Source organism: [Mycobacterium] manitobense (genome assembly GCF_025821665.1).
Taxonomy (GTDB): domain Bacteria; phylum Actinomycetota; class Actinomycetes; order Mycobacteriales; family Mycobacteriaceae; genus Mycobacterium; species Mycobacterium arseniciresistens.
Map to the genome: position 1 here is coordinate 1 of NZ_JACKSJ010000022.1, position 18667 is coordinate 18667.

The 18667-nt window shown below is 71.4% G+C and carries 19 protein-coding genes; 9 read left to right on the forward strand and 10 right to left on the reverse strand.

Annotated elements, in window-relative coordinates; translation table 11 throughout:
* The 3 genes from H7I41_RS02420 to H7I41_RS02430 form a co-directional block, all read left to right on the forward strand.
* Positions 1-497: PadR family transcriptional regulator (locus H7I41_RS02420; protein ID WP_264010966.1), on the forward strand; the 497-nt coding region annotated here is incomplete at its 5' end.
* A 107-nt stretch (positions 498-604) separates the two neighbouring features.
* Complete coding sequence (locus H7I41_RS02425; protein ID WP_264010967.1) at positions 605-1648, forward strand: NADP-dependent oxidoreductase; 1044 nt, start codon at positions 605-607, stop codon at positions 1646-1648.
* Positions 1649-1662: 14 nt separating this feature from the next.
* On the forward strand, positions 1663-2517 hold the full coding sequence (locus H7I41_RS02430) for an oxidoreductase (protein WP_264010968.1): 855 nt from the start codon (positions 1663-1665) through the stop codon (positions 2515-2517).
* A gap of 5 nt (positions 2518-2522) precedes the next feature.
* Here the strand turns inward: H7I41_RS02430 and glpK are convergent, their stop codons facing one another.
* Together glpK and H7I41_RS02440 are read right to left on the reverse strand one after the other, a co-directional pair.
* Positions 2523-4040: a glycerol kinase GlpK gene (glpK, locus tag H7I41_RS02435; RefSeq protein WP_264010969.1), complete on the reverse strand. Its 1518-nt coding sequence runs from the start codon at positions 4038-4040 to the stop codon at positions 2523-2525.
* Between the two features lie 36 nt (positions 4041-4076).
* Positions 4077-5573: a TIR domain-containing protein gene (locus H7I41_RS02440; protein ID WP_264010970.1), complete on the reverse strand. Its 1497-nt coding sequence runs from the start codon at positions 5571-5573 to the stop codon at positions 4077-4079.
* A gap of 46 nt (positions 5574-5619) precedes the next feature.
* Here H7I41_RS02440 and H7I41_RS02445 point away from each other — a divergent pair, with 46 nt between their 5' ends.
* From H7I41_RS02445 to H7I41_RS02460, 4 genes are read left to right on the forward strand one after another with little or no spacing between them, the layout of a single operon-like run.
* Complete coding sequence (locus H7I41_RS02445; RefSeq protein ID WP_264011015.1) at positions 5620-6384, forward strand: class I SAM-dependent methyltransferase; 765 nt, start codon at positions 5620-5622, stop codon at positions 6382-6384.
* A gap of 60 nt (positions 6385-6444) precedes the next feature.
* Positions 6445-7026, forward strand: coding sequence for a CDP-alcohol phosphatidyltransferase family protein (locus H7I41_RS02450; protein ID WP_264010971.1), 582 nt, complete (start codon positions 6445-6447; stop codon positions 7024-7026).
* Positions 7026-7631: a lysophospholipid acyltransferase family protein gene (locus H7I41_RS02455; RefSeq protein WP_264010972.1), complete on the forward strand. Its 606-nt coding sequence runs from the start codon at positions 7026-7028 to the stop codon at positions 7629-7631. Before H7I41_RS02450 ends, H7I41_RS02455 begins: the two co-directional genes overlap by 1 nt.
* A 55-nt stretch (positions 7632-7686) precedes the next feature.
* Complete coding sequence (locus H7I41_RS02460; protein ID WP_264010973.1) at positions 7687-9003, forward strand: MFS transporter; 1317 nt, start codon at positions 7687-7689, stop codon at positions 9001-9003.
* Positions 9004-9012: 9 nt separating this feature from the next.
* Here the strand turns inward: H7I41_RS02460 and H7I41_RS02465 are convergent, their stop codons facing one another.
* Positions 9013-9816: an MBL fold metallo-hydrolase gene (locus tag H7I41_RS02465; RefSeq protein WP_264010974.1), complete on the reverse strand. Its 804-nt coding sequence runs from the start codon at positions 9814-9816 to the stop codon at positions 9013-9015.
* An 83-nt stretch (positions 9817-9899) separates the two neighbouring features.
* Here H7I41_RS02465 and H7I41_RS02470 point away from each other — a divergent pair, with 83 nt between their 5' ends.
* Both H7I41_RS02470 and H7I41_RS02475 read left to right on the forward strand, forming a co-directional pair.
* Complete coding sequence (locus H7I41_RS02470) at positions 9900-11393, forward strand: glutamate-cysteine ligase family protein (protein ID WP_264010975.1); 1494 nt, start codon at positions 9900-9902, stop codon at positions 11391-11393.
* A gap of 10 nt (positions 11394-11403) precedes the next feature.
* Positions 11404-12075 carry a class I SAM-dependent methyltransferase gene (locus H7I41_RS02475; RefSeq protein ID WP_264010976.1) on the forward strand — a complete coding sequence of 224 codons (672 nt, stop codon included), beginning with the start codon at positions 11404-11406 and terminating at the stop codon, positions 12073-12075.
* On the opposite strand, the gene egtE is transcribed toward H7I41_RS02475, so the two are convergent.
* The 7 genes from egtE to H7I41_RS02510 form a co-directional block, all read right to left on the reverse strand.
* The gene (egtE, locus tag H7I41_RS02480) at positions 12072-13208 is read right to left on the reverse strand and encodes an ergothioneine biosynthesis PLP-dependent enzyme EgtE (protein WP_264010977.1); all 1137 of its coding nucleotides are present in this window, start codon (positions 13206-13208) and stop codon (positions 12072-12074) included. The two genes, H7I41_RS02475 and egtE, sit on opposite strands and share 4 nt — an antisense overlap.
* Entirely contained in the window at positions 13205-14170 is a 966-nt protein-coding gene (gene egtD / locus H7I41_RS02485) for an L-histidine N(alpha)-methyltransferase (protein ID WP_264010978.1), read from the reverse strand. Before egtD ends, egtE begins: the two co-directional genes overlap by 4 nt.
* Positions 14167-14862: an ergothioneine biosynthesis protein EgtC gene (gene egtC / locus H7I41_RS02490; RefSeq protein WP_264010979.1), complete on the reverse strand. Its 696-nt coding sequence runs from the start codon at positions 14860-14862 to the stop codon at positions 14167-14169. The genes egtD and egtC overlap by 4 nt, the downstream gene beginning before the upstream one ends.
* A complete protein-coding gene (egtB, locus tag H7I41_RS02495; protein WP_372503649.1) occupies positions 14862-16121 on the reverse strand; it encodes an ergothioneine biosynthesis protein EgtB in 1260 nt (419 codons plus the stop codon). The genes egtC and egtB overlap by 1 nt, the downstream gene beginning before the upstream one ends.
* 26 nt (positions 16122-16147) lie before the next feature.
* Positions 16148-17434: an ergothioneine biosynthesis glutamate--cysteine ligase EgtA gene (egtA, locus tag H7I41_RS02500; protein ID WP_264010981.1), complete on the reverse strand. Its 1287-nt coding sequence runs from the start codon at positions 17432-17434 to the stop codon at positions 16148-16150.
* A gap of 144 nt (positions 17435-17578) precedes the next feature.
* Positions 17579-18223: a sensor domain-containing protein gene (locus H7I41_RS02505; protein ID WP_308214574.1), complete on the reverse strand. Its 645-nt coding sequence runs from the start codon at positions 18221-18223 to the stop codon at positions 17579-17581.
* Between the two features lie 2 nt (positions 18224-18225).
* Positions 18226-18654 (reverse strand): organic hydroperoxide resistance protein, encoded by a 429-nt coding sequence (locus H7I41_RS02510; RefSeq protein ID WP_264010982.1) that lies wholly within the window; start codon positions 18652-18654, stop codon positions 18226-18228.
* Positions 18655-18667: the final 13 nt, after the last annotated feature.

Consider the following 18667-nt stretch of genomic DNA (forward strand, 5'->3'; position numbering starts at 1 on the left):
GGCTTCGGTCCGGCTTCGGTCCCGGCGGACGCCGCGGCGGCCCGCGAGGCGGCGGCCGCGGCAGGCGCGGCGACGTGCGTGCCGCGATCCTCAAGCTGCTCACCGAGCGGCCGATGCACGGCTACGAGATGATCCAGGAGATCGCCGCCCGCAGCCAGGACCTGTGGAAGCCCAGCCCCGGCTCGGTGTATCCGACCCTGCAGCTGCTCGTCGACGAGGGCCTGCTGATCGCCACCGAGTCCGACGGCAGCAAGAAGCTCTTCGACCTGACCGACGACGGCCGTACCGCCGCCGACAAGATCGAGACGGCGCCGTGGGACGACATCACCGCAGACGCCGACCCCGGCGCGATGAACCTGCGCAGTGCGGTCGGCCAGCTGATGGGTGCGATCGCCCAGTCCGCTCACGCGGCGACGCCCGAGCAGCAGCCGCGCATCGTCGACATCGTCAACAACGCCCGCCGGGAGATCTACGGCATCCTCGGCGAAACCGACTGATTTCGTGACTTCGGCGCGGTTTCGTTCGCTCAGCGGATAAAACCGCGCCGAAATCGTGTCGCGTGCGGTGAGATCGGTGGTCACACACCGATCGAGAGGTGGCGAACATGCCGGACATCAATCGGCGCTGGGTACTCGCCGAGCGTCCGAGGGGCGTCGTCGGCCGCGAACACTTCGAGTGGCGTGAAGAGCCTGTGCCGTCGATCGGCGACGGCGAATTTCTCATTCGGAACCAGTGGCTCAGCTGCGACGCCGCCCAGCGAAGCTGGATGTCGATCGACACCTACATCCCCCGCATTCCGCTGGGTGAGGTGATGGCGTCCGCGTCCGTCGGTGTCGTCGTGGAGTCGAAGCACCCGTCGTTCAGCGTGGGCGATCTGGTCTCGGGGGCGTTCGGCTGGCAGGACTTCGCCGTCAGCGACGGGTCGGCATTCGGCGGCCTCGTCGCGCCCCTCAAGCTCCCACCCGGTGTCGACCCCGCAACCGCGTTGTCGCTGTTCGGTATCACGGGGCTCACCGCATATTTCGGCCTGCTCGACGTGGGCAACCCCGAAGCCGGAGACACCGTGGTCGTCTCCGCCGCCGCAGGCGCGGTCGGGGCGATCGTCTGTCAGATCGCCAAGCTCAAGGGCTGTCGCGTGATCGGCATCGCCGGCGGCGACCGCAAGTGCGCATGGCTGCGCGATGAGGTCGGTGTCGACGAGGCCGTCGACTACAAGGCCGACGACTTCCCCGCCCGCCTTCGTGCCGCCTGCCCCGGCGGCGTCGACGTGTTCTTCGACAACGTCGGTGGCCAGGTGCTCGACGCGGTGCTGGCGAATCTCGCCTCGGGCGCGCGTATCGCGCTGTGCGGCGCCGTCGCCGGCTACAGCGATCCCGGCGCACAAGACGGCATCCGCAATCTCACGAACCTCGTGCTGCAGCGGGGCACCATGCGCGGATTCCTGATCTTCGACTACTTCGGCCGGGTGGGCGAGGCCGTCGGCGAGCTCGCCGGATGGGCAGGCGAGGGCAAGATCAACGACCACATCGACGTGGTGGAGGGACTGGAGAACGCTCCTGACGCCCTGCGACGCCTGTTCACGGGGCAGAACTTCGGCAAGCAACTCGTCCGGATCACGGGTCCGGCGGATGAAATCGCGCCGGGATAGCGTCAGTACCTGACATGACGACCTTCCATATCGGCTCTCACCCCGTGCACCGCGTCGGCTTCGGCGCCATGCAGCTGCCCGGCCCCGGCGTCTTCGGCCCGCCCCGAGACCACGACGCCGCCATCGCGGTGCTGCGCCGCGCGGTGGAACTCGGCGTCGACCACATCGACACCGCGCAGTTCTACGGCCCGAATGTGGCCAACGAGCTCATCCGCGAGGCGCTGCACCCGTATCCGGACAACCTGGTGCTGGTCAGCAAGGTCGGCGCCCGCCGCGACGACCAGGGCAACTGGACCGCCGCGCAGCAGCCCGACGAACTGCGCGCCGACATCGAAGAGAACCTCCGCACGCTGGGCACCGACCAGCTGGCCGCGGTCAACCTGCGCATCCACTCCGGCGATCCCAACGCGGTGGGCGACGTCGACCCCGAGCTGTTCGGCCGCCAGCTCGACGCGATGATCGCCGCCCGCGACGAGGGGCTGATCGGCGGCATCGGCCTGTCCAGCATCTCGGTGGACCACCTGCGGTTCGCCCTCGAGCGCACCGAGATCGTCACCGTCCAGAACGCCTACAACCTGGTCGACCGGACCTCACAGCCGGTGCTCGACCTGTGCGTCGAGCGCGACATCGCCTTCGTGCCGTTCTTCCCGCTGGGCTCGGGCTTCTCCGCCGACAATCCGGTGCTGGGCAATCCCGCCGTGAAGCAGGCCGCCGCCGACCTCGGCCGCAGCCCGGCACAGGTCGCGCTGGCGTGGACGCTGGCGGTGGCGCCGAACGTGCTGCTGATCCCCGGGACGTCGTCGGTCGCCCACCTCGAGGAGAACCTCGCCGTCGACGACATCGAGCTGCCCGCCGGCTTCGCCCCGTAGCGGGATCACTCGACGTCGACCCAGTCGAGGGTGCGTTGCACCGCCTTCTGCCAGCCCGCGTACCCCTCCTGGCGCTGCTCGTCGCTCCAGTCCGGCGTCCACCGCCTGCCCTCCTGCCAGTTGGCGCGCAGGTCGTCGGCGTTCTCCCAGAACCCGGTGGCCAGCCCGGCGGCGTACGCGGCGCCGAGCGCGGTCGTCTCGGCGACGACGGGTTTGACGACGTCGACGCCGAGGACGTCGGCCTGGATCTGCATGCACAGGTCATTGGCGGTGATGCCGCCGTCGACCTTGAGCACCTCCATGTGGACGCCCGAGTCGGCCTCCATCGCGTCGACGACGTCGCGGCTCTGGTAGCAGATCGCCTCGAGTGTGGCCCGCGCGACGTGGGCGTTGGTGTTGTACCGCGACAGCCCGACGATCGCGCCCCTGGCGTCGGACCGCCAGTACGGCGCGAACAACCCCGAGAACGCCGGCACGAAGTACACGCCGCCGTTGTCGTCGACCTGCCGGGCCAGCGACTCGCTCTGCGCGGCGCCGCTGATGATGCCCAGCTGGTCGCGCAGCCACTGCACGGCCGAGCCGGTGACGGCGATCGAACCCTCCAGCGCGTACACCGGTTTCGCGTCCCCGAACTGGTAACAGACCGTCGTCAGCAGCCCGTTCTCCGACCGGACGATCTTCTCCCCGGTGTTGAGCAGCAGGAAATTGCCTGTGCCGTAGGTGTTCTTGGCCTCACCCGCGTCCAGACACACCTGCCCGACCATGGCCGCCTGCTGGTCGCCGAGGATGCCGGTGAGCGCCACCTCGCCACCGAGCGGCCCGTTGGCCAGCGTCGTGCCGTACGCCTGCGGGTACGACGACGGCTTGATCTCGGGCAGCATCTGACGCGGAATCCCGAAGAACGACAACAACTCGTCGTCCCAGTCCAGGGTCTCGAGGTCCATCAGCATGGTGCGGCTGGCGTTGGTGACGTCGGTGACGTGCACGCCGCCGCGCGGCCCGCCGGTGAGGTTCCACACCACCCAGCTGTCGGCCGTGCCGAACAGGGCGTCACCCTTCTCCGCGGCGTCGCGCACCCCGTCGACGTTGTCGAGGATCCACTGCACCTTGCCCGCCGAGAAGTACGTGGCAGGGGGCAGTCCCGCCTTGCGCCGGATGACGTCGCCGCGCTCGTCGCGGTCCAGTGCGGAGGCGATGCGGTCGGTGCGGGTGTCCTGCCAGACGATCGCGTTGTAGTAGGGCCTGCCGGTCCGCCTGTTCCACACCAGCGCCGTCTCACGCTGATTGGTGATGCCCAGCCCGGCCAGGTCGGTGGCCGACAGGTCGGTGCGGTTGAGCGCCGACATGATGACCGACGCGGTGCGCTCCCAGATCTCGACGGGGTTGTGCTCCACCCAGCCGGCCTTCGGCATGATCTGCTCGTGCTCGAGTTGGTGCCTGCCCACCTCGGCGCCGTCGTGGTCGAAGATCATGCAGCGGGTGCTGGTGGTGCCCTGGTCGATCGCGGCGACGAAATCGGCCATCTCGCAACTCCTTCGGTGATGTGATGCGGGCTGAGGCTACCGGGTGAGCTCCTCCACCCAGCCGGGCTGGATGTCGACCTCGACACCGTCGTCGTACACCGAGGGCACGCCCTCGCCGCCGAGGCCCTCGAAGGTGGTCAGTGCCGCGGCGGTGCGCCGGGCCGCCGCGCTGGCGTCGGTCCCCGACGTGATGCACTCGGCCGCAGAGGCCGGCGCTCCCGATTCGGTGGCCAGATCGGCGAGGTCGTCGTCAGTGTGGTCGCTGGTGCCGCCCTCCTCGGGCTGGAAGACCGGGTCGAACAGCGCCGAGTAGAAGTTCTCGAAGGTGTCGACGTCGCCGTCCTGGGCGACGCAGTACACGGCGGCGGCCGCCCTGGACGAGTAGTCGCCGCTGGCGGAGTAGTCGTCGAGGATCGCGACCACGTGGTAGTGCACCTGGATCTCGTTGTCCAGCACGGCGCTTCGGAGGTCATCGCCGTAGAGGCTGATGAATCGGCCGCAGGCCGGGCACAGTGCGTCGTTGAAGACGTCGATGGTCACCGGCGCCACCCGGCTGCCGACGGAGATGCCGTCGGCGAGCAGTTGGACGGCCGGATCGTCGGTGTCCGGCGCGGAGGTGCCCGAACCGGAGGCATCGGAGGAGCCGGCGGGCCCGTCGTCGGACCGGGTCAGCAGGACGATGCCGGCCACCAGCGCGATGATCACCGCGACGGCGACCGCGCCGATGACGGCGAGCGTCCGCCCGCTCGTCGACCGCGTCGGCGGCGGTGGATATCCCGGAAAGCCCTGCGGCGCATAGCCCGGATAGCCCGGATAGCCCGGATGGCCCTGGGGCGCGAAGCCCTGCGGGGCATAGTACTGCGTCGGGGGTTGCGGAGCTGGCGACCAGTACTGTTGCGGCGCAACCTGCTCGGGCGGCGCCAGCGCGTCCAGCTGCGGCCGCAGCGCCGGATCGAGGTCGGGGCGGTTGCGCAACCCGGCGGCCACCGCCGTCACCTCGTCGCGGACGGCGGGGTACTGCCCGTCCTCATCCGACGCTGCCCGCAGCCGGGCGAGCAGTTGCTGCTGATCGTGCGCGGGCAGCACCGGCGCTGCGACGAATTCGCGCAACGAGTACAGGTAGGCGAACGGCCACGGCGGCGGCGGAGCCTGGGTGTTCGGCCACGGGCCGGTCTGCTGAGCCATCGCCTGCACCGTCGGACCCAGGGCGCCGTCACCGAACTCGAGGATCGTGACGGTCGGCCCGAGATCAGGCCGGTCGACCTGGCCGGACCGCACGGCCAGCACGGGTCTGCCGAGGGCGCCGGCATGCTGGAGCAGCGCCGTCGCGGGTCTGGCCGCCGCCAGGTTGTTCGTCCAGACGGTGAGGAACACGTCGGCGTCGCGGACCCCGTCGATGCAACGCCGCCACCACTGCTCGGTTCCGCTGATGTCGCCGTCGAACCAGACGCTGTGGCCGGCGCGGGACAGTTCGCGGCTGACCTGCTCGGCGAGAGCGCGGTCGGCCGGCGCGCAACTGACGAAGACCCTCATGACCACCTCCGTGCGTTGGACCTGCGCGCCGGTTCAGCATGCCATGATGGCCGCTGTGGGCGGGCGAGCGAAGGGTATCGGGAGCATGCCGCGCGGCGGGCCGGACGCGTCGTGTCTCGACCGGCTGCTGCAGACCGACCGCCTCGAGTACCTGGACCGCGACGACGTCGACGACCGGACCAAGCGCAGCGTGATCCGGGCCCTGGACCGCACCGGGGAGTTCTTCGGCAACCACCAGAGGTTCGCGGGCATCGCCCTTGCCGAACTCGCCGACGTTCCGGACCCGAAGGTGCTCGAACTCGGCGCCGGACACGGCGGCCTGTCGCGCGAGATCCTCCAGCAGCATCCGACCGCGCAGCTCACCGTCACCGACGTTGACCCGGACTCGGTCGCCGCCATCGCCGCCGGCGACCTCGGCGCCGACCCGCGCGTCACCGTCCGCGAGATGGACGCCACCGCGATCGACGCGCCGGACCGCGCGTTCGACCTCGCCGTGTTCGTGCTGTCTTTCCACCACCTGCCGCCGGTGGCGGCCGCACGGGTGCTCGCCGAGGGCACCAGGGCCGCCGACGCGCTGCTCGTCATCGACCTGCCGCGACCTCCGGCCCCGCTGCACCTGCTGCGGCTGGCGACCATGCTGCCGCTGGCGCCGTTCGTGCCGTTCGTCCACGACGGGGTGATCAGCTCGTTGCGCACCTACAGTCCGTCGGCGCTGCGCGCGCTGGCCGCGCACGCGGACCCGGCCATCGAACTCGACCTGCGCAGCGGCCTGCTGAGCCCGCAGGTGGTGGTGGCGCGCCGCACCGCCTGAGCGCGATCCAGGTAGAACTACGGTGTCGGACACCTCGTCCGCCACGCGACGATGAGCGGTGTGCAGAGCCTCTACGCACTCAAGCCGTGGTACACCCGGCGACTGCATCGTGTCGTGGAACACGCTGTGGTGCACCGTATCTCGCCCGACATCTACACGGCCGCAGGCGTCGGCGCCGCGGCGTGCGCGGCGGTGGCCGTCGCGAACGGGTGCTGGCTGGCCGCGCTGGCGTTCCTCGCGGTGCGGCTGGCGGGCGCGAACCTGGACGGGGCGGTCGCCCGCGCCCGCGGCATCGGCACGCCGTGGGGCTTCGTCGTCAACGAACTCGGCGACCGCGCCTCCGATGTGCTGATGTTCGCCGGCCTCGCGGTGTGGGCGGGTGAGCACGGCACACCCGTCGCATGGGTGTTGACGGCGGCGCTCGCGGCGACCCAGCCCACCTTCGCCGCCCTGGCGGGCGCGGGCGCCGGTGCCACCCGGCGCAACGGCGGCCCCTTCGGCAAGACCGAGCGCTGCCTCGCCGTGGTCGTCGCCACCGCACTGCCGCAGGCCATCCCGCACATCTGCGTGCTCATCGTCGCCGGGTCGGTGCTCACGGCGAGCGGGCGGCTGCGGGCGGCCCGCCGGGAACTGGCGGCCTGATGGCGCTCGCGATCCGCATCGCCTGCCTGCTGCGCCACCGGCTGTGGCGAACGGCCTGCCGGCTGTCGGGCGGCCTGACGGTGGTGGGTCGCTGGCGCCGCCCCGGCGGCTGCGTGGTGGTGGCCAACCACGGCTCGCACGCCGACACCGCCGCCCTGATGGCGGCCCTGCCCGCGTCGGCGCAGCCGGTGTTCGCCGCGGCGTCGGACTACTGGTTCGACGATCCGGTGCGGCGGGTGCTGATCACCGCCCTGGCCGGGGGGCTGCCGGTGCGCCGCACCACCGGCAGCACCTACTCCGAGCTGCTCGCGGCCGCGCGGCCCGCGCTCGCCAGCGGCCGCACCGTCGTCGTCTACCCCGAGGGCACCCGCAGCAGGGACGGGTCGGTCGGCGAGTTCCGCTCCGGCGCCATCCATCTCGCCAGGGACTGCGGGGTGCCCCTGGTGCCCGTCGCGCTGCTGGGCACCCGCGACGTGCTGCCCAAGAACGGCGGATTCCACCGCACAGCGATGCAGGTGCGCATCGGCGAACCGGTCGACCCCGGCTCCGTCGACGCCGCCGCCCTGCGCGCACTGGTGGTCGCGGCCCGCTCCCGCGACTTCTGATCGTCACGCGCGCAACCCTTGTCGGGCCTTCCGCCGTCGGGTCTCATAGCGCAGCGTGAGCGTCACCGACACGCCGTCCGCCGAGGCGCCGGCCCCCGACCCGGCCACCGCGCGCACGGCCCTGCTGGCCAGCCTGGTGGGGACGACCATCGAGTGGTACGACTTCTTCCTCTACGCGACCGCCGCCAGCCTGATCTTCAACCAGGCGTTCTTCCCGGACCAGAGTTCACTCGTCGGGACGCTGCTGTCCTTCGCGACGTTCGCGGTCGGCTTCGTGGTCCGGCCGATCGGCGGTGTCGTGTTCGGCCACGTCGGCGACCGGATCGGCCGCAAACGCACGCTGGCGCTGACGATGGTGCTGATGGGCGGCGCCACCGCACTGATGGGGCTGCTGCCCACCGCCGCACAGATCGGCGTGCTGGCGCCGATCCTGCTGCTGCTCCTGCGCATCGTCCAGGGCTTCGCGCTCGGCGGCGAATGGGCCGGTGCCGTGCTGCTCGCCGTCGAGCACAGCGCGCCGCGGCGGCGCGGCTTCTCGGGCAGCGTGCCGCAGGTCGGTCTCGCGCTCGGCCTCGCGTTGGGCACCGGGGTGTTCGCGCTGCTGCAGATCGCTCTACCCGAGGACGCGTTCGAGTCCTACGGCTGGCGCATCGCCTTCCTCGTCAGCATCGTGCTGGTGATCTTCGGGATCGTGGTGCGGTTGAAGGCCGCCGAGACGCCAGCCTTCGAGAAGGTCCGCGCCGACGGCGACCGCTCGGCCGTGCCCGTCAAGGAGGTCTTCCGGTCACCGTCGCTGCGCCCGACGGTTCTCGGGCTGCTCAGCCGGTGGGGCGAGGGCGCCGCATTCAACACCTGGGGCGTGTTCGCCATCTCCTATGCCACCGGCACGCTGCACCTGGAGAAGGTTCCGGTGCTGTTCGCCGTGACCGCGTCGGCGCTGCTGATGGCGGCGCTGCTGCCGGTGTCCGGCCTGCTGGCCGACCGCTACGGCCCCCGGCTGGTCTATGCGAGCGGCATCGCGGCCTACGCGGTCGCGGTGTTCCCGGCGTTCGCACTCTTCGGCACCGGCACGGTCACCGCGTTCACGGTCGCGCTGCTGATCGTGTTCGGTGTGATCCACGCGTGGTTCTACGGCGCCCAGGGCACGCTCTACGCGTCGCTGTTCCCCGCCCGGATCCGCTACACCGGGCTGTCGACGGTCTATCAGCTGTCCGGGGTGTACGCCTCCGGGCTGACGCCGCTGATCCTCACCGCGCTGATTGCCGCGGCGGGCGGCACACCGTGGCTGGCGTGCGCCTACCTGGTGACCACCGCGGTGATCAGCGTCGTCGCGACGCTACTGCTGAAGCCGACCCCGCTGAGCGAGCTGTAGCCGCGTCGATCAGACCGTCACCGATTCGCCGCGGCCGACTTCGACCACCCGCTCGGCCAGCCCGCGCTGCGCCATCGCCTTGTGGAAGTCCGAAAGCGGCGAGGCGAAGACGCCGTAGTCGTTGAAGTGCACCGGGATCACCTTCGGCAGGTCAAGCAGTTCGGTAAGGCCCGCACCCTGCTCACCGTCCATGGTGACCGTCAGGCCGATGGGCAGGTGGCGGCCGAACGGCAGCCGGGTGCCGCCGAGGTGCAGCAGCCCGGCGTCGATCGACGGGTACCGGCGCGGTATCTCGCCGAGCTCCTCGACCAGCAGCGTGTCGCCGGAGACGTACAGCCGCCGCGTCGCGCCGCCGGCCCGGGAGAACTCCAGCATCGAGCCCATCACCGGCGGCAGGAACCGGTCGATCGGGGTCGGGGCGTGCCGCCCGGGCAGCGCGGTCACCGCGACGGTGCTCTCGCCCTTCGTCAGGGTGTGCCGCTGCCAGGTGCGCAGTCCGACGGCATGCGCGAAGCCGCGGTGGTGCAGCCGCTTCGCCGCGTGCGGGGTGGTCAACACGGGCAGCTTCTTGTCGAGCCGGGCCTGGGCGACGCGGTCCCAGTGGTCCCCGTGCATGTGTGAGAGCACCACCGCGTCCAGCGCCGGCAGCCGGTCGACGTCGAGTGCGGGATCGTGCAGTCGCTTGGACACCAGGCCGTAGCCCAGGTAGGCGCGCTGGCCGCGGTGCAGGAAGTTCGGGTCGGTCAGCAGGGTGATGCCGTCGGCCGTGATCAGCGTGGTCGCGTTGCCGAGGAAGGTCACGGTGATGTCCATGGCGCGCGGCTACCCGGCTCGCCATGGGTCAACCGCGTCGCGATCCGCGGTTTCCCTACGCCGGCGTCACTAGCATCGGCGGTGTGGGCGAAGAACTGAAGCGGACCGAGTTCAGCCGCGAGCATCGCCGCGAGTACCGGCGCAAGGTCCAGCTCTGCCTCGACGTGTTCGAGACGATGCTCTCGCAGTCCAGCTTCGAGTTCGAGCGCCCACTGACCGGCATGGAGATCGAGTGCAACCTGGTCGACGGCGACTACCAGCCGGCGATGAGCAACACCGAGGTGCTCGCGTCCATCGCCGACCCGGCCTACCAGACCGAACTCGGCGCCTACAACATCGAGTTCAACGTGCCGCCCCGGCCGCTGCCCGGGCGGGCGGGCCTCGACCTGGAGGCCGACGTCCGGGCCAGCCTCAACGCCGCCGAGGGCAAGGCCGCCTCGAGCGGCTCGCACATCGTGATGATCGGCATCCTGCCCACCCTGATGCCCGAGCATCTCTTCTCCGGGGACTGGATGAGCGAGTCGACGCGCTACCAGGCGCTCAACGACTCGATCTTCACCGCGCGCGGCGAGGACATCTCGATCGACATCACCGGGCCCGAACGGCTCAGCCTTCAGACCCCGAACATCGCGCCGGAGTCGGCGTGCACCAGCATGCAGCTGCACCTGCAGGTCTCCCCCGCCGACTTCGCCGACAACTGGAACGCCGCCCAGGTGCTGGCGGGCCCGCAGCTGGCCCTCGGCGCCAACTCGCCGTACTTCTTCGGCCACGAGCTGTGGGCCGAGACCCGCATCGAGCTGTTCACCCAGGCCACCGACACCCGGCCCGACGAGTTGAAGGCCCAGGGCGTGCGGCCCCGGGTGTGGTTCGGCGAGCGGTGGATCACGTCGATCTTCGATCTGTTCGAGGAGAACGTCCGGTACTTCCCGTCGCTGCTGCCCGACCTGTCCGACGAGGACCCGGTGGCCGAACTGGCCGCAGGCCGCACCCCGAAGCTCTCGGAGCTGCGGCTGCACAACGGCACCGTGTACCGGTGGAACCGGCCGGTGTACGACATCGTCGGGAGCGGCGCCGACGCCAAGCCGCATCTGCGCGTGGAGAACCGGGTGCTGCCCGCGGGGCCGACGGTGCTCGACATGATGGCCAATTCGGCCTTCTACTACGGCATGCTGCGCACGTTGTCCGAGGAGGACCGGCCGGTGTGGACGAAGATGAGCTTCGCCGCGGCGCACCACAACTTCTCCGAGGCCGCGCAGCACGGCATGGACGCACGGCTGTACTGGCCGGGGCTGGGCGAGGTGACGCCCGACGAGCTGGTGCTGCGCCAGCTGCTGCCGATGGCCGAGGAGGGACTGCGCCGGTGGGGGGTGGCCGCGGAGGTGCGTGACCGCTACCTCGGCGTGGTCGAAGGGCGTGCCAAGACCGGCCGCAACGGCGCGGTGTGGCAGACCGAAACGGTGCGTGCGCTGCAGGAACGCGGTCTCGCCCGGCCTGCGGCGCTGGCCGAGATGCTGCGCCTGTACTGCCAGCGGATGCACAGCAACGAGCCTGTGCACACGTGGGACGGGCCCGACTAGGTTGGTTCGCATGTCTGCTGAAGTGATGGACTGGGACAACGCGTACCGGGGGCAGGGCGGATTCGAGGGCCCGCCGCCGTGGAACATCGGAGAACCGCAGCCCGAGCTGGCGGCGCTGCACCGGGCGGGCGCGTTCCGCAGCGACGTGCTCGACGCCGGCTGCGGCCACGCCGAACTGTCCCTGGCCCTGGCGGCCGACGGTTACACGGTGGTCGGCATCGACCTGAGTCCCACCGCGATCGCCGCGGCGAACCAGGCCGCCCAGCTGCGCGGTCTGGCCACCGCGAGTTTCGCCCAGGCCGACATCACGGCGTTCAAGGGCTACGACGGCCGGTTCAACACCGTGGTCGACAGCACCCTGTTCCACTCCCTGCCCGTCGACGGCCGCGACGGCTATCTGCGTTCGGTGCACCGCGCCGCCGCGCCGGGCGCGCGCTTCTACGTGCTGGTGTTCGCCGAGAGCGCGTTCCCGGCCGAGGCCGAGATGAAGCCGAACGCGGTCGACGAGGACGAACTGCGGGCGGCGGTGTCGGCGCACTGGGAGGTCGACGACGTGCGGCCGGCGTTCATCCACGCCAACCCGTTCCTGGGCCCCGACGCGCCCGACATGTCGGCACACGACACCGACGACAAGGGCCGCATCAAACTCCCCGCATATCTGCTCACGGCCCACAAGGGCTAGGAGGCCTGCTTCGTCGCGTCGGCGAGTGCGGCCGCGAAGAGCGCCAGGTCGTCGGCGACGGTGTCGACGTGGGGTGAGAGCCGCAGCACCGGCGCGGTCATCTCGAAGGGCGCCCGCGCCGCGCCGGCGAAGGTGGTCACCATGCCGCGGTTCGCGATCAGCCAGGACCGCACCCGCTCGGGGTCGGCGCCGTCGAGCGGTTCCAGCGTGGTGATCGCGCTGGGTTCGTCGGCGGGTTCGACCACCCGCCAGCCCGGCACGTCGGCCAGTGCGGCCCGGGTGAGTCGGCCGATCGCGGCCAGTTCCTGCCGAATCTGCGCCGGGTCGAGCGCCAGGTGCTCGCCGACCGCGACCGCGAAACCGACGCGGGCGGCGGCGTTGGACTCGCCCTGCCCGAGCTTGTCGACCACACTCATCGGCAGCCCCCACTCGGCGGGTGGCAGCCGCGGCCGCAGCCGCTGCGCGAAGGCCGGCCGCAGCGCCAGCACCCCGACCCCGCGCGGACCGGCCAGCCATTTGCGCGACGACGAGTAGATCGCGTCGGGCGCGACCGCGCAGTCGAGATGGCCCAGCGCCTGCGCGGCGTCGACCACCAGGGGGATGCCCAGCGTGCGGCACACCTCGGTCATCTCGGTCAGCGGCTGGGCCAGCCCGCGGTGGCTGCCCAACGGCGTCAGGTGCACCAGGGCCGGCGGATCGTCGGCCAGCGCGCGTTCGGCGGCGTCGACGTCGAGCCGGCCCGCGCCGTCGGCGGGCAGTGCGCGCACCTGGAAGTCGTTGCCCGCCATGATCGCCAGGTTCGGGCCGTACTCGCCGGGCAGGCAGGCCACCGTGCGCGGAGCGGTCCAGCTGCCCAGCAGCAGGTCGAGCCCGATGTTCGACCCGGAGGTGAACACGACGTGCGAGGCGTCCAACCCGGTCAGCGCCGCGACGGCCGCGCGGGCGGCGTCGAGCACCGGCGCCGCCGCCTCGAGGGCGACGTAGCCGCCGACCTCGGCCTCGTGGACGGCGTGCCGGGCGGCGGCGTCGATGGCGGCCAGGCTCTGCCGGGAACAGGCACCGGAATCCAGGTGCAGACCCGCGACGGCCGGTCTGGCCGAACGCCACCGTTCGGCGAGGGTGGGCGCTGTCATCGGGTGGACAGCGACAGGCCGAAGTCACCGGCGGGATCGGTCCACCAGTGGGTCCGCTGCAGTCCGGCGGCGGCGAGTTCGGCGGCGACGCCGTCGGGCCGGAACTTGCAGGACACCTCGGTGAGCATCTCCTCGCCGTCGGCGAAGTCGACGGTGCGGTCCAGCGCACCGATCCGCACGCGCTGCGGACCCGTTGCGCGCAGCCACATCTCGATGCGCTCCTCGCCGGCGTTCCAGCGCGCCACGTGCTCGAACGCCGACTGGTCGAAGTCGGCGTCCAGTTCCCGGTTGACCACCGCGAGCACGTTGCGGTTGAACCTCGCCGTGACTCCTGCGGTGTCGTCGTACGCACGCACCAGCCGGTCGACATCCTTGACCAGGTCGGTGCCCAGCAGAAGGCTGTCACCCGGCTGCAGGGTGTCGGCGAGCGCGGCGAGGAAATCGGCCCGTGGGCCTGCGGTGAGGTTGCCGATGGTGGAGCCGAGGAACGCCACCAGCCGACGCCCCACCCGCGGGATCTTGCCGAGGTGTTCCTCGAAATCGCCGCACACCGCGTCGATCTCGACGCCCGGGTACTCCTGTTCGATGGCCGCTCCCGCCGACCGCAGGATGCTCGCGTCAACGTCGAACGGGATGAAGCGACGCAGCGATCCGTTCTCGCGCATCGCATCCAGCAGCATGCGGGTCTTCTCCGAGGTGCCGCTGCCCAGTTCGACGAGCGTGTCGGCTCCGGACGCCGCGACGATCGCGGCGGCCCGCTCGCGCAGGATCCCCGCTTCGGTGCGGGTGGGGTAGTACTCCGGCAGCCGCGTGATCTCGTCGAACAGCTCACTGCCGACGGAGTCGTAGAACCACTTGGGCGGCAACGACTTCGGTGTCGCAGTCAGCCCGGCGAGCACGTCGCGGCGCAGTGCGGTTGCGGCCGAGTCGGCGGCGAGGTAGGTCGCCAGCGTGAAGGTCATGCCGTTCCTTTCAGCGCGGTCACCTCTACGTGCGCGCCATCCACCCGGACCAGGTGCCGGTCCGGGATCTCCTGCCATTGCGGGTCGTCGTCGTAGGGCTCGCTGGCCAGCACCACGCCGTCGGCGCGCCGCAGCACCGACAGGGTGTCGCCCCAGGTGGTGGCGACGAGCTCGGTTCCGTTGCCGGCCAGGATGTTCAGCCGGGCGGCGGGATCGTCGGCGCCGACCGCGGCGACGGTCTCACCGAGGTTGTCCATGCCGCTCGCGAAGATCAGCGCCGCCAGCAGCGCGCTGTCGACGGTCGACTCGGCCCGCGCGGACAGCGGCAGCACCGCCCGGTCGACCAGTCCGTTGTGGGACAGCAGCCACTGCCCGTCGGTGAACGGCGCCGACGCGGACGGTTCGATCGGCATGCCGATACTGGCGGACCGGACGGCGGCGACCACGCATCGGCTGCGCAGCGCCGGGGCGACCGAGGCGAACGACGCGTCACCCCACAGCGGCGCGGCGCTGCGCCAGCGCCTGACGACCCCTTCATCGTCGTGGAAGCCGACGCCCCAGCCGTCGGCGTTCATCAGCCCGTGCTTCTGGCGGCGCGGCGCGTAGGACTGCACGAGCAGTCCCGACGGCGGGTCGCAGACCAGCGACGCCACCGAAGCCGGTTCGCCCAGCCACCCGAGGTGCCGGCACATCAGATGTCCCAGGCCAGCCGCACGCCGGCGAAGATCTGCCGCCGGATCGGGTGGTCCCAGTTGCGGAAGCTCGGCCGCAGGATGTCGGGCGCCACTGCCCACGCCCCGCCGCGGAGCACCTTGTAATCACCGTCGAAGAACGGCGCCGAGTACTGCTCGTAGAGCATCGGCGTGAACCCCGGCCAGGGCCGCAGCGGCGAGGACGTCCACTCCCAGACGTCGCCCAGCATCTGCTCGGCGCCGTAGGCCGACGCGCCCGCCGGGTAGGAGCCCACCGGCGCGGGCCGCAGCGCATCCCCGCCCAGGTTGGCCAGGAACGGTGTGGGTTCCGATGCGCCCCACGGGAAGCGGCGGCGGCTGCCGGTGGCGGGATCCCACGCGCAGGCCTTCTCCCATTCGATCTCGGTGGGCAACCGGGCACCCGCCCACGCCGCGTAGGCCTGCGCCTCGAAGTAGGTGACGTGCTGCACCGGTTCGTCGTCGGGGATGTGCTCCACGTGGCCGAACCGGGTGCGGGTGCCGTCGGCGTTCCAGAACTGCGGGGCGACGAGGCCGGCGTCCTGCCGGTGCGCCCAGCCGCGGTCCGACCACCACTGGCGGGTGTCATATCCGCCGTCGGCGATGAACTCGCGCCATTCGCCGTTGGTGACCGGCACCCGCCCGATCCGGAACGCCGGCACGTCCACCTCGTGGGCGCCGCGTTCGTTGTCGAGCGACAGGGGTTCGGTGACGGCGTCGACGCCGAGCACGAAGGTGCCGCCGGGCACCTCGACCGACGTGCCTGCGATGCCGGACCGGCCGGTGGGCAGCGCGGCGCCCGGCTCGAGCAGCGGCGGCCCGGACCGCAGGTTGAGCGCCTGCAGCATCGTCTCGTTGTGCTGGTTCTCGTGGCTGACCACCAGGCCGAACGCGAACGCGGGGTCGGCGCCGTCACCCGCATCGGCGGGCAGCCGGTCAAGTGCGTCGAGTGATTTGTCGCGCACGGTCGCACAGAAGGTGCGGGCGTCCGCCGGCGGCAACAGTGGCAGCTCGACGCGTGCGGCCCGCGGCTGCAGGAAGGCGTCGTAGAGCCGTTCGACGTCCGGCGCGAGCATGCCCGGCCGGTCGGGGTTCGCGTCACGCAGCAGCCACAGTTCCTCCTGCCAGCCGATGTGCGCGAGGTCCCACAGCAGTGGGCTCATCAACGGGTCGTACTGCCTGCGCAGTTCGGCGTCGTCGAGGTCGACCAGCCGCAGCGTGCGCTCCCGCGCCCGGGCCATCCCGTCCGCCAGCGCCTGTCGTGAGGTCAAGACTCACCTTTCACGAGTCGGTGCACCGCGGGTCCCACGCCCCACTCCACCACCCGGTCGGAGAAGTCGTCGGCCGGACTGCGGCCCTCTTCGACCGAACGCAGCAGCAGCGCCATCGATTCCGCCAGCTCGTCGGGCGTGCGTTCGGCGGCGATCTCGACGCAGCGCAGGGCGGCGGCGTGCAACCTGCGGTCCTCGAGACCGACCTGCGCGGCCCGGTCCCATGCCGTCGCGACGGGTTCGGTGGCCTCTGCGGCGGCGTCGGCAGCGGCCGGGTCGTCGAGCAGCGTCGTCATCGCGAACACCACGGCGGGCCACAGCGCGTCCGGCACGCTGTCCAGGTAGCGGATCTCCAGCCAGCGCCGCGGCCGGACCGGCGGGAACAGCGTGGTCAGGTGGTAGTCGAGGTCGGCCTCGGTGGGCCGGCGGCCGCCGAGCACCGCCAGCCCGTCGGCCCAGTCGGCGAACGGCACCCAGTTGGTGACCGGCAGCGCCTGCATGTCGGGCGGGTTGTGCACCAGCATGACCGGGGCACGTAGCGCGTAGCGCGCCCACTCGCCCGCCGGATCGTCGTCGCCGTCGGCGCTGAGCACGGGCCCGCAGCGGGCCGCGTCGAGCCGGCTCCAGACGCGCTGGCGGGCGGACTGCCATCCGGTGAACTCGCCGCCGAGCAGAGGTGAGTTGGCGGTGATGGCGACCATCGTCGGGCCGAGCGCGTGGGCGAGACGGACCCGGTCGGCCCAGCCGGCGTGCGGCCCGGCGTCGAGGTTCACCTGCACCGAGGCGGTGGACGTCATCATCGCCGCGCCGGCATCGGCGGTGCCGCTGGCGGCGAAGAACTCCTCCATCGCGCGGTAGCGGGCGCCGGGGTTGACGCGCTGCGGCGGCCGCAGTGGGTCGGCGCCGAGCAGCACCAGGGCCAGGCCGGCTTCGGCGAACGCCTCGGTCAGCACCGCGCGGTCGGCCGCCATCGCGGCGATCGCGGGTAGTGGCCCGTCGGTCGGCGGTCCGGAGATCTCGACCGCCCCGCCGGGTTCGACGGTGATGGCGCCGCCGCCGGGCAGCGCGGGCACCTGCGCGATGACGTCGGTGATCTCGTCCCACCCCGGGCGGCGCATCGGGTCGGCGCGGTCGAAGCAGTGTGCCTCGATCTCGAGCCCGACCTTGCCGACCGGCCCGTCCTGCAGACAGGTGGCGGTGATGTGGCGGGCCGCGTCGGCCGCGGAGGCGAATCCCACGGCGGGTTCGTCCGGGCGCACGGCGGACCTGATGGGCATAGTCATCTCAACCATCCCTTCGGGCCCGGGCTGGACCGCTGGCGGGCGTGCGCGGCGACCGGCTGATCGCCGCTACCCCCTATATCTTCCAGAGAGGACCGACAAAGTCGCGCCAATTCACCGTGACAGCTTGATGACAGGCGCGGCAGACTATTGCCCGAGCGTGTTCTGCATGGCGCCGGCCAGCACGTTGACGGCGGGACCACCGTTGCCGGACTGACAGACTTTCGCCTGGAGCAGAACGTTCTCCCGCTTGCGGGTGGTGGTGAAGCACCGCCGGTCCGTCCCGGCCTCCTGCTTGACCCAGTCGGCGTCGGTCGCGGTGGCGGGGCCGCCGCTGAACGTCCACACCTGGGTGGTCCCATTGTTCAGGTGCATCGCCGTGGTCTGGCCTGCACACCCCGCCGTGCGGTCGGTGACGCGGTGGAACGCCCGGTCGGCGGCGTCGGGGTTGGCGTAGACACCGACCGCCTGCTTGACCAGGTGGGTGGCGTCGGTGGCCGACGTCTGGGCGACCGCCCCGTTGAACGAGGCCAGGTCGGGATCGCCATAGACCTCGGGCAACCCGACGTCGGCCCAGTTGTTGCACGCCGGGTTGTCGACGGAGAAGGTCTGCACCGGATCGGTGAACACCGATTCCCACCGCATCGGGCCGCCGACGATGTTGCCCACCGAACCCTTGGCCAGCACCGCGTAGGACACCACGCCGGGGTCCGACGGCCGCGCCGTCGCCGGGGGCGCCGACGCGATCAGCGCCAGCCCGGCGCCCAGCACGGCCCCGACGATCGCGCGCACGGCTAGACCTTCGCCGACAGCTTGACGTCGATGTTGCCGCGGGTGGCCTTCGAGTACGGGCACACCCCGTGCGCCTTCTGCATCAGGTCGTCGGCGGTGCTCTGCTCGAGGCCGGGCAGGTAGCCGATCAGATGGGCGGTCAGGCCGAACCCGCCCTCGGAGTCGGAACCGAAACCGATCTGCGCGGTGATGCCGCTGGCATCGTCGATCTGGACCTTCTCGTTCTTCGCCACCAGGCGCAGCGCGCCGAGGAAGCAGGCGGCGTAGCCGGCCGAGAACAGCAGTTCGGGGTTGACGCCCTCGCCGCTGCCACCCAGCTCCTTCGGCGGGCGGGTGTCCAGGTCGATCTTGCCGTCGGCGGACTTGACGTGACCGTCGCGGCCGCCGCCGCTCGCCGTGGACTCCGCCGTGTACTTGACGTCGATGCTCATGGCTCGATCATGC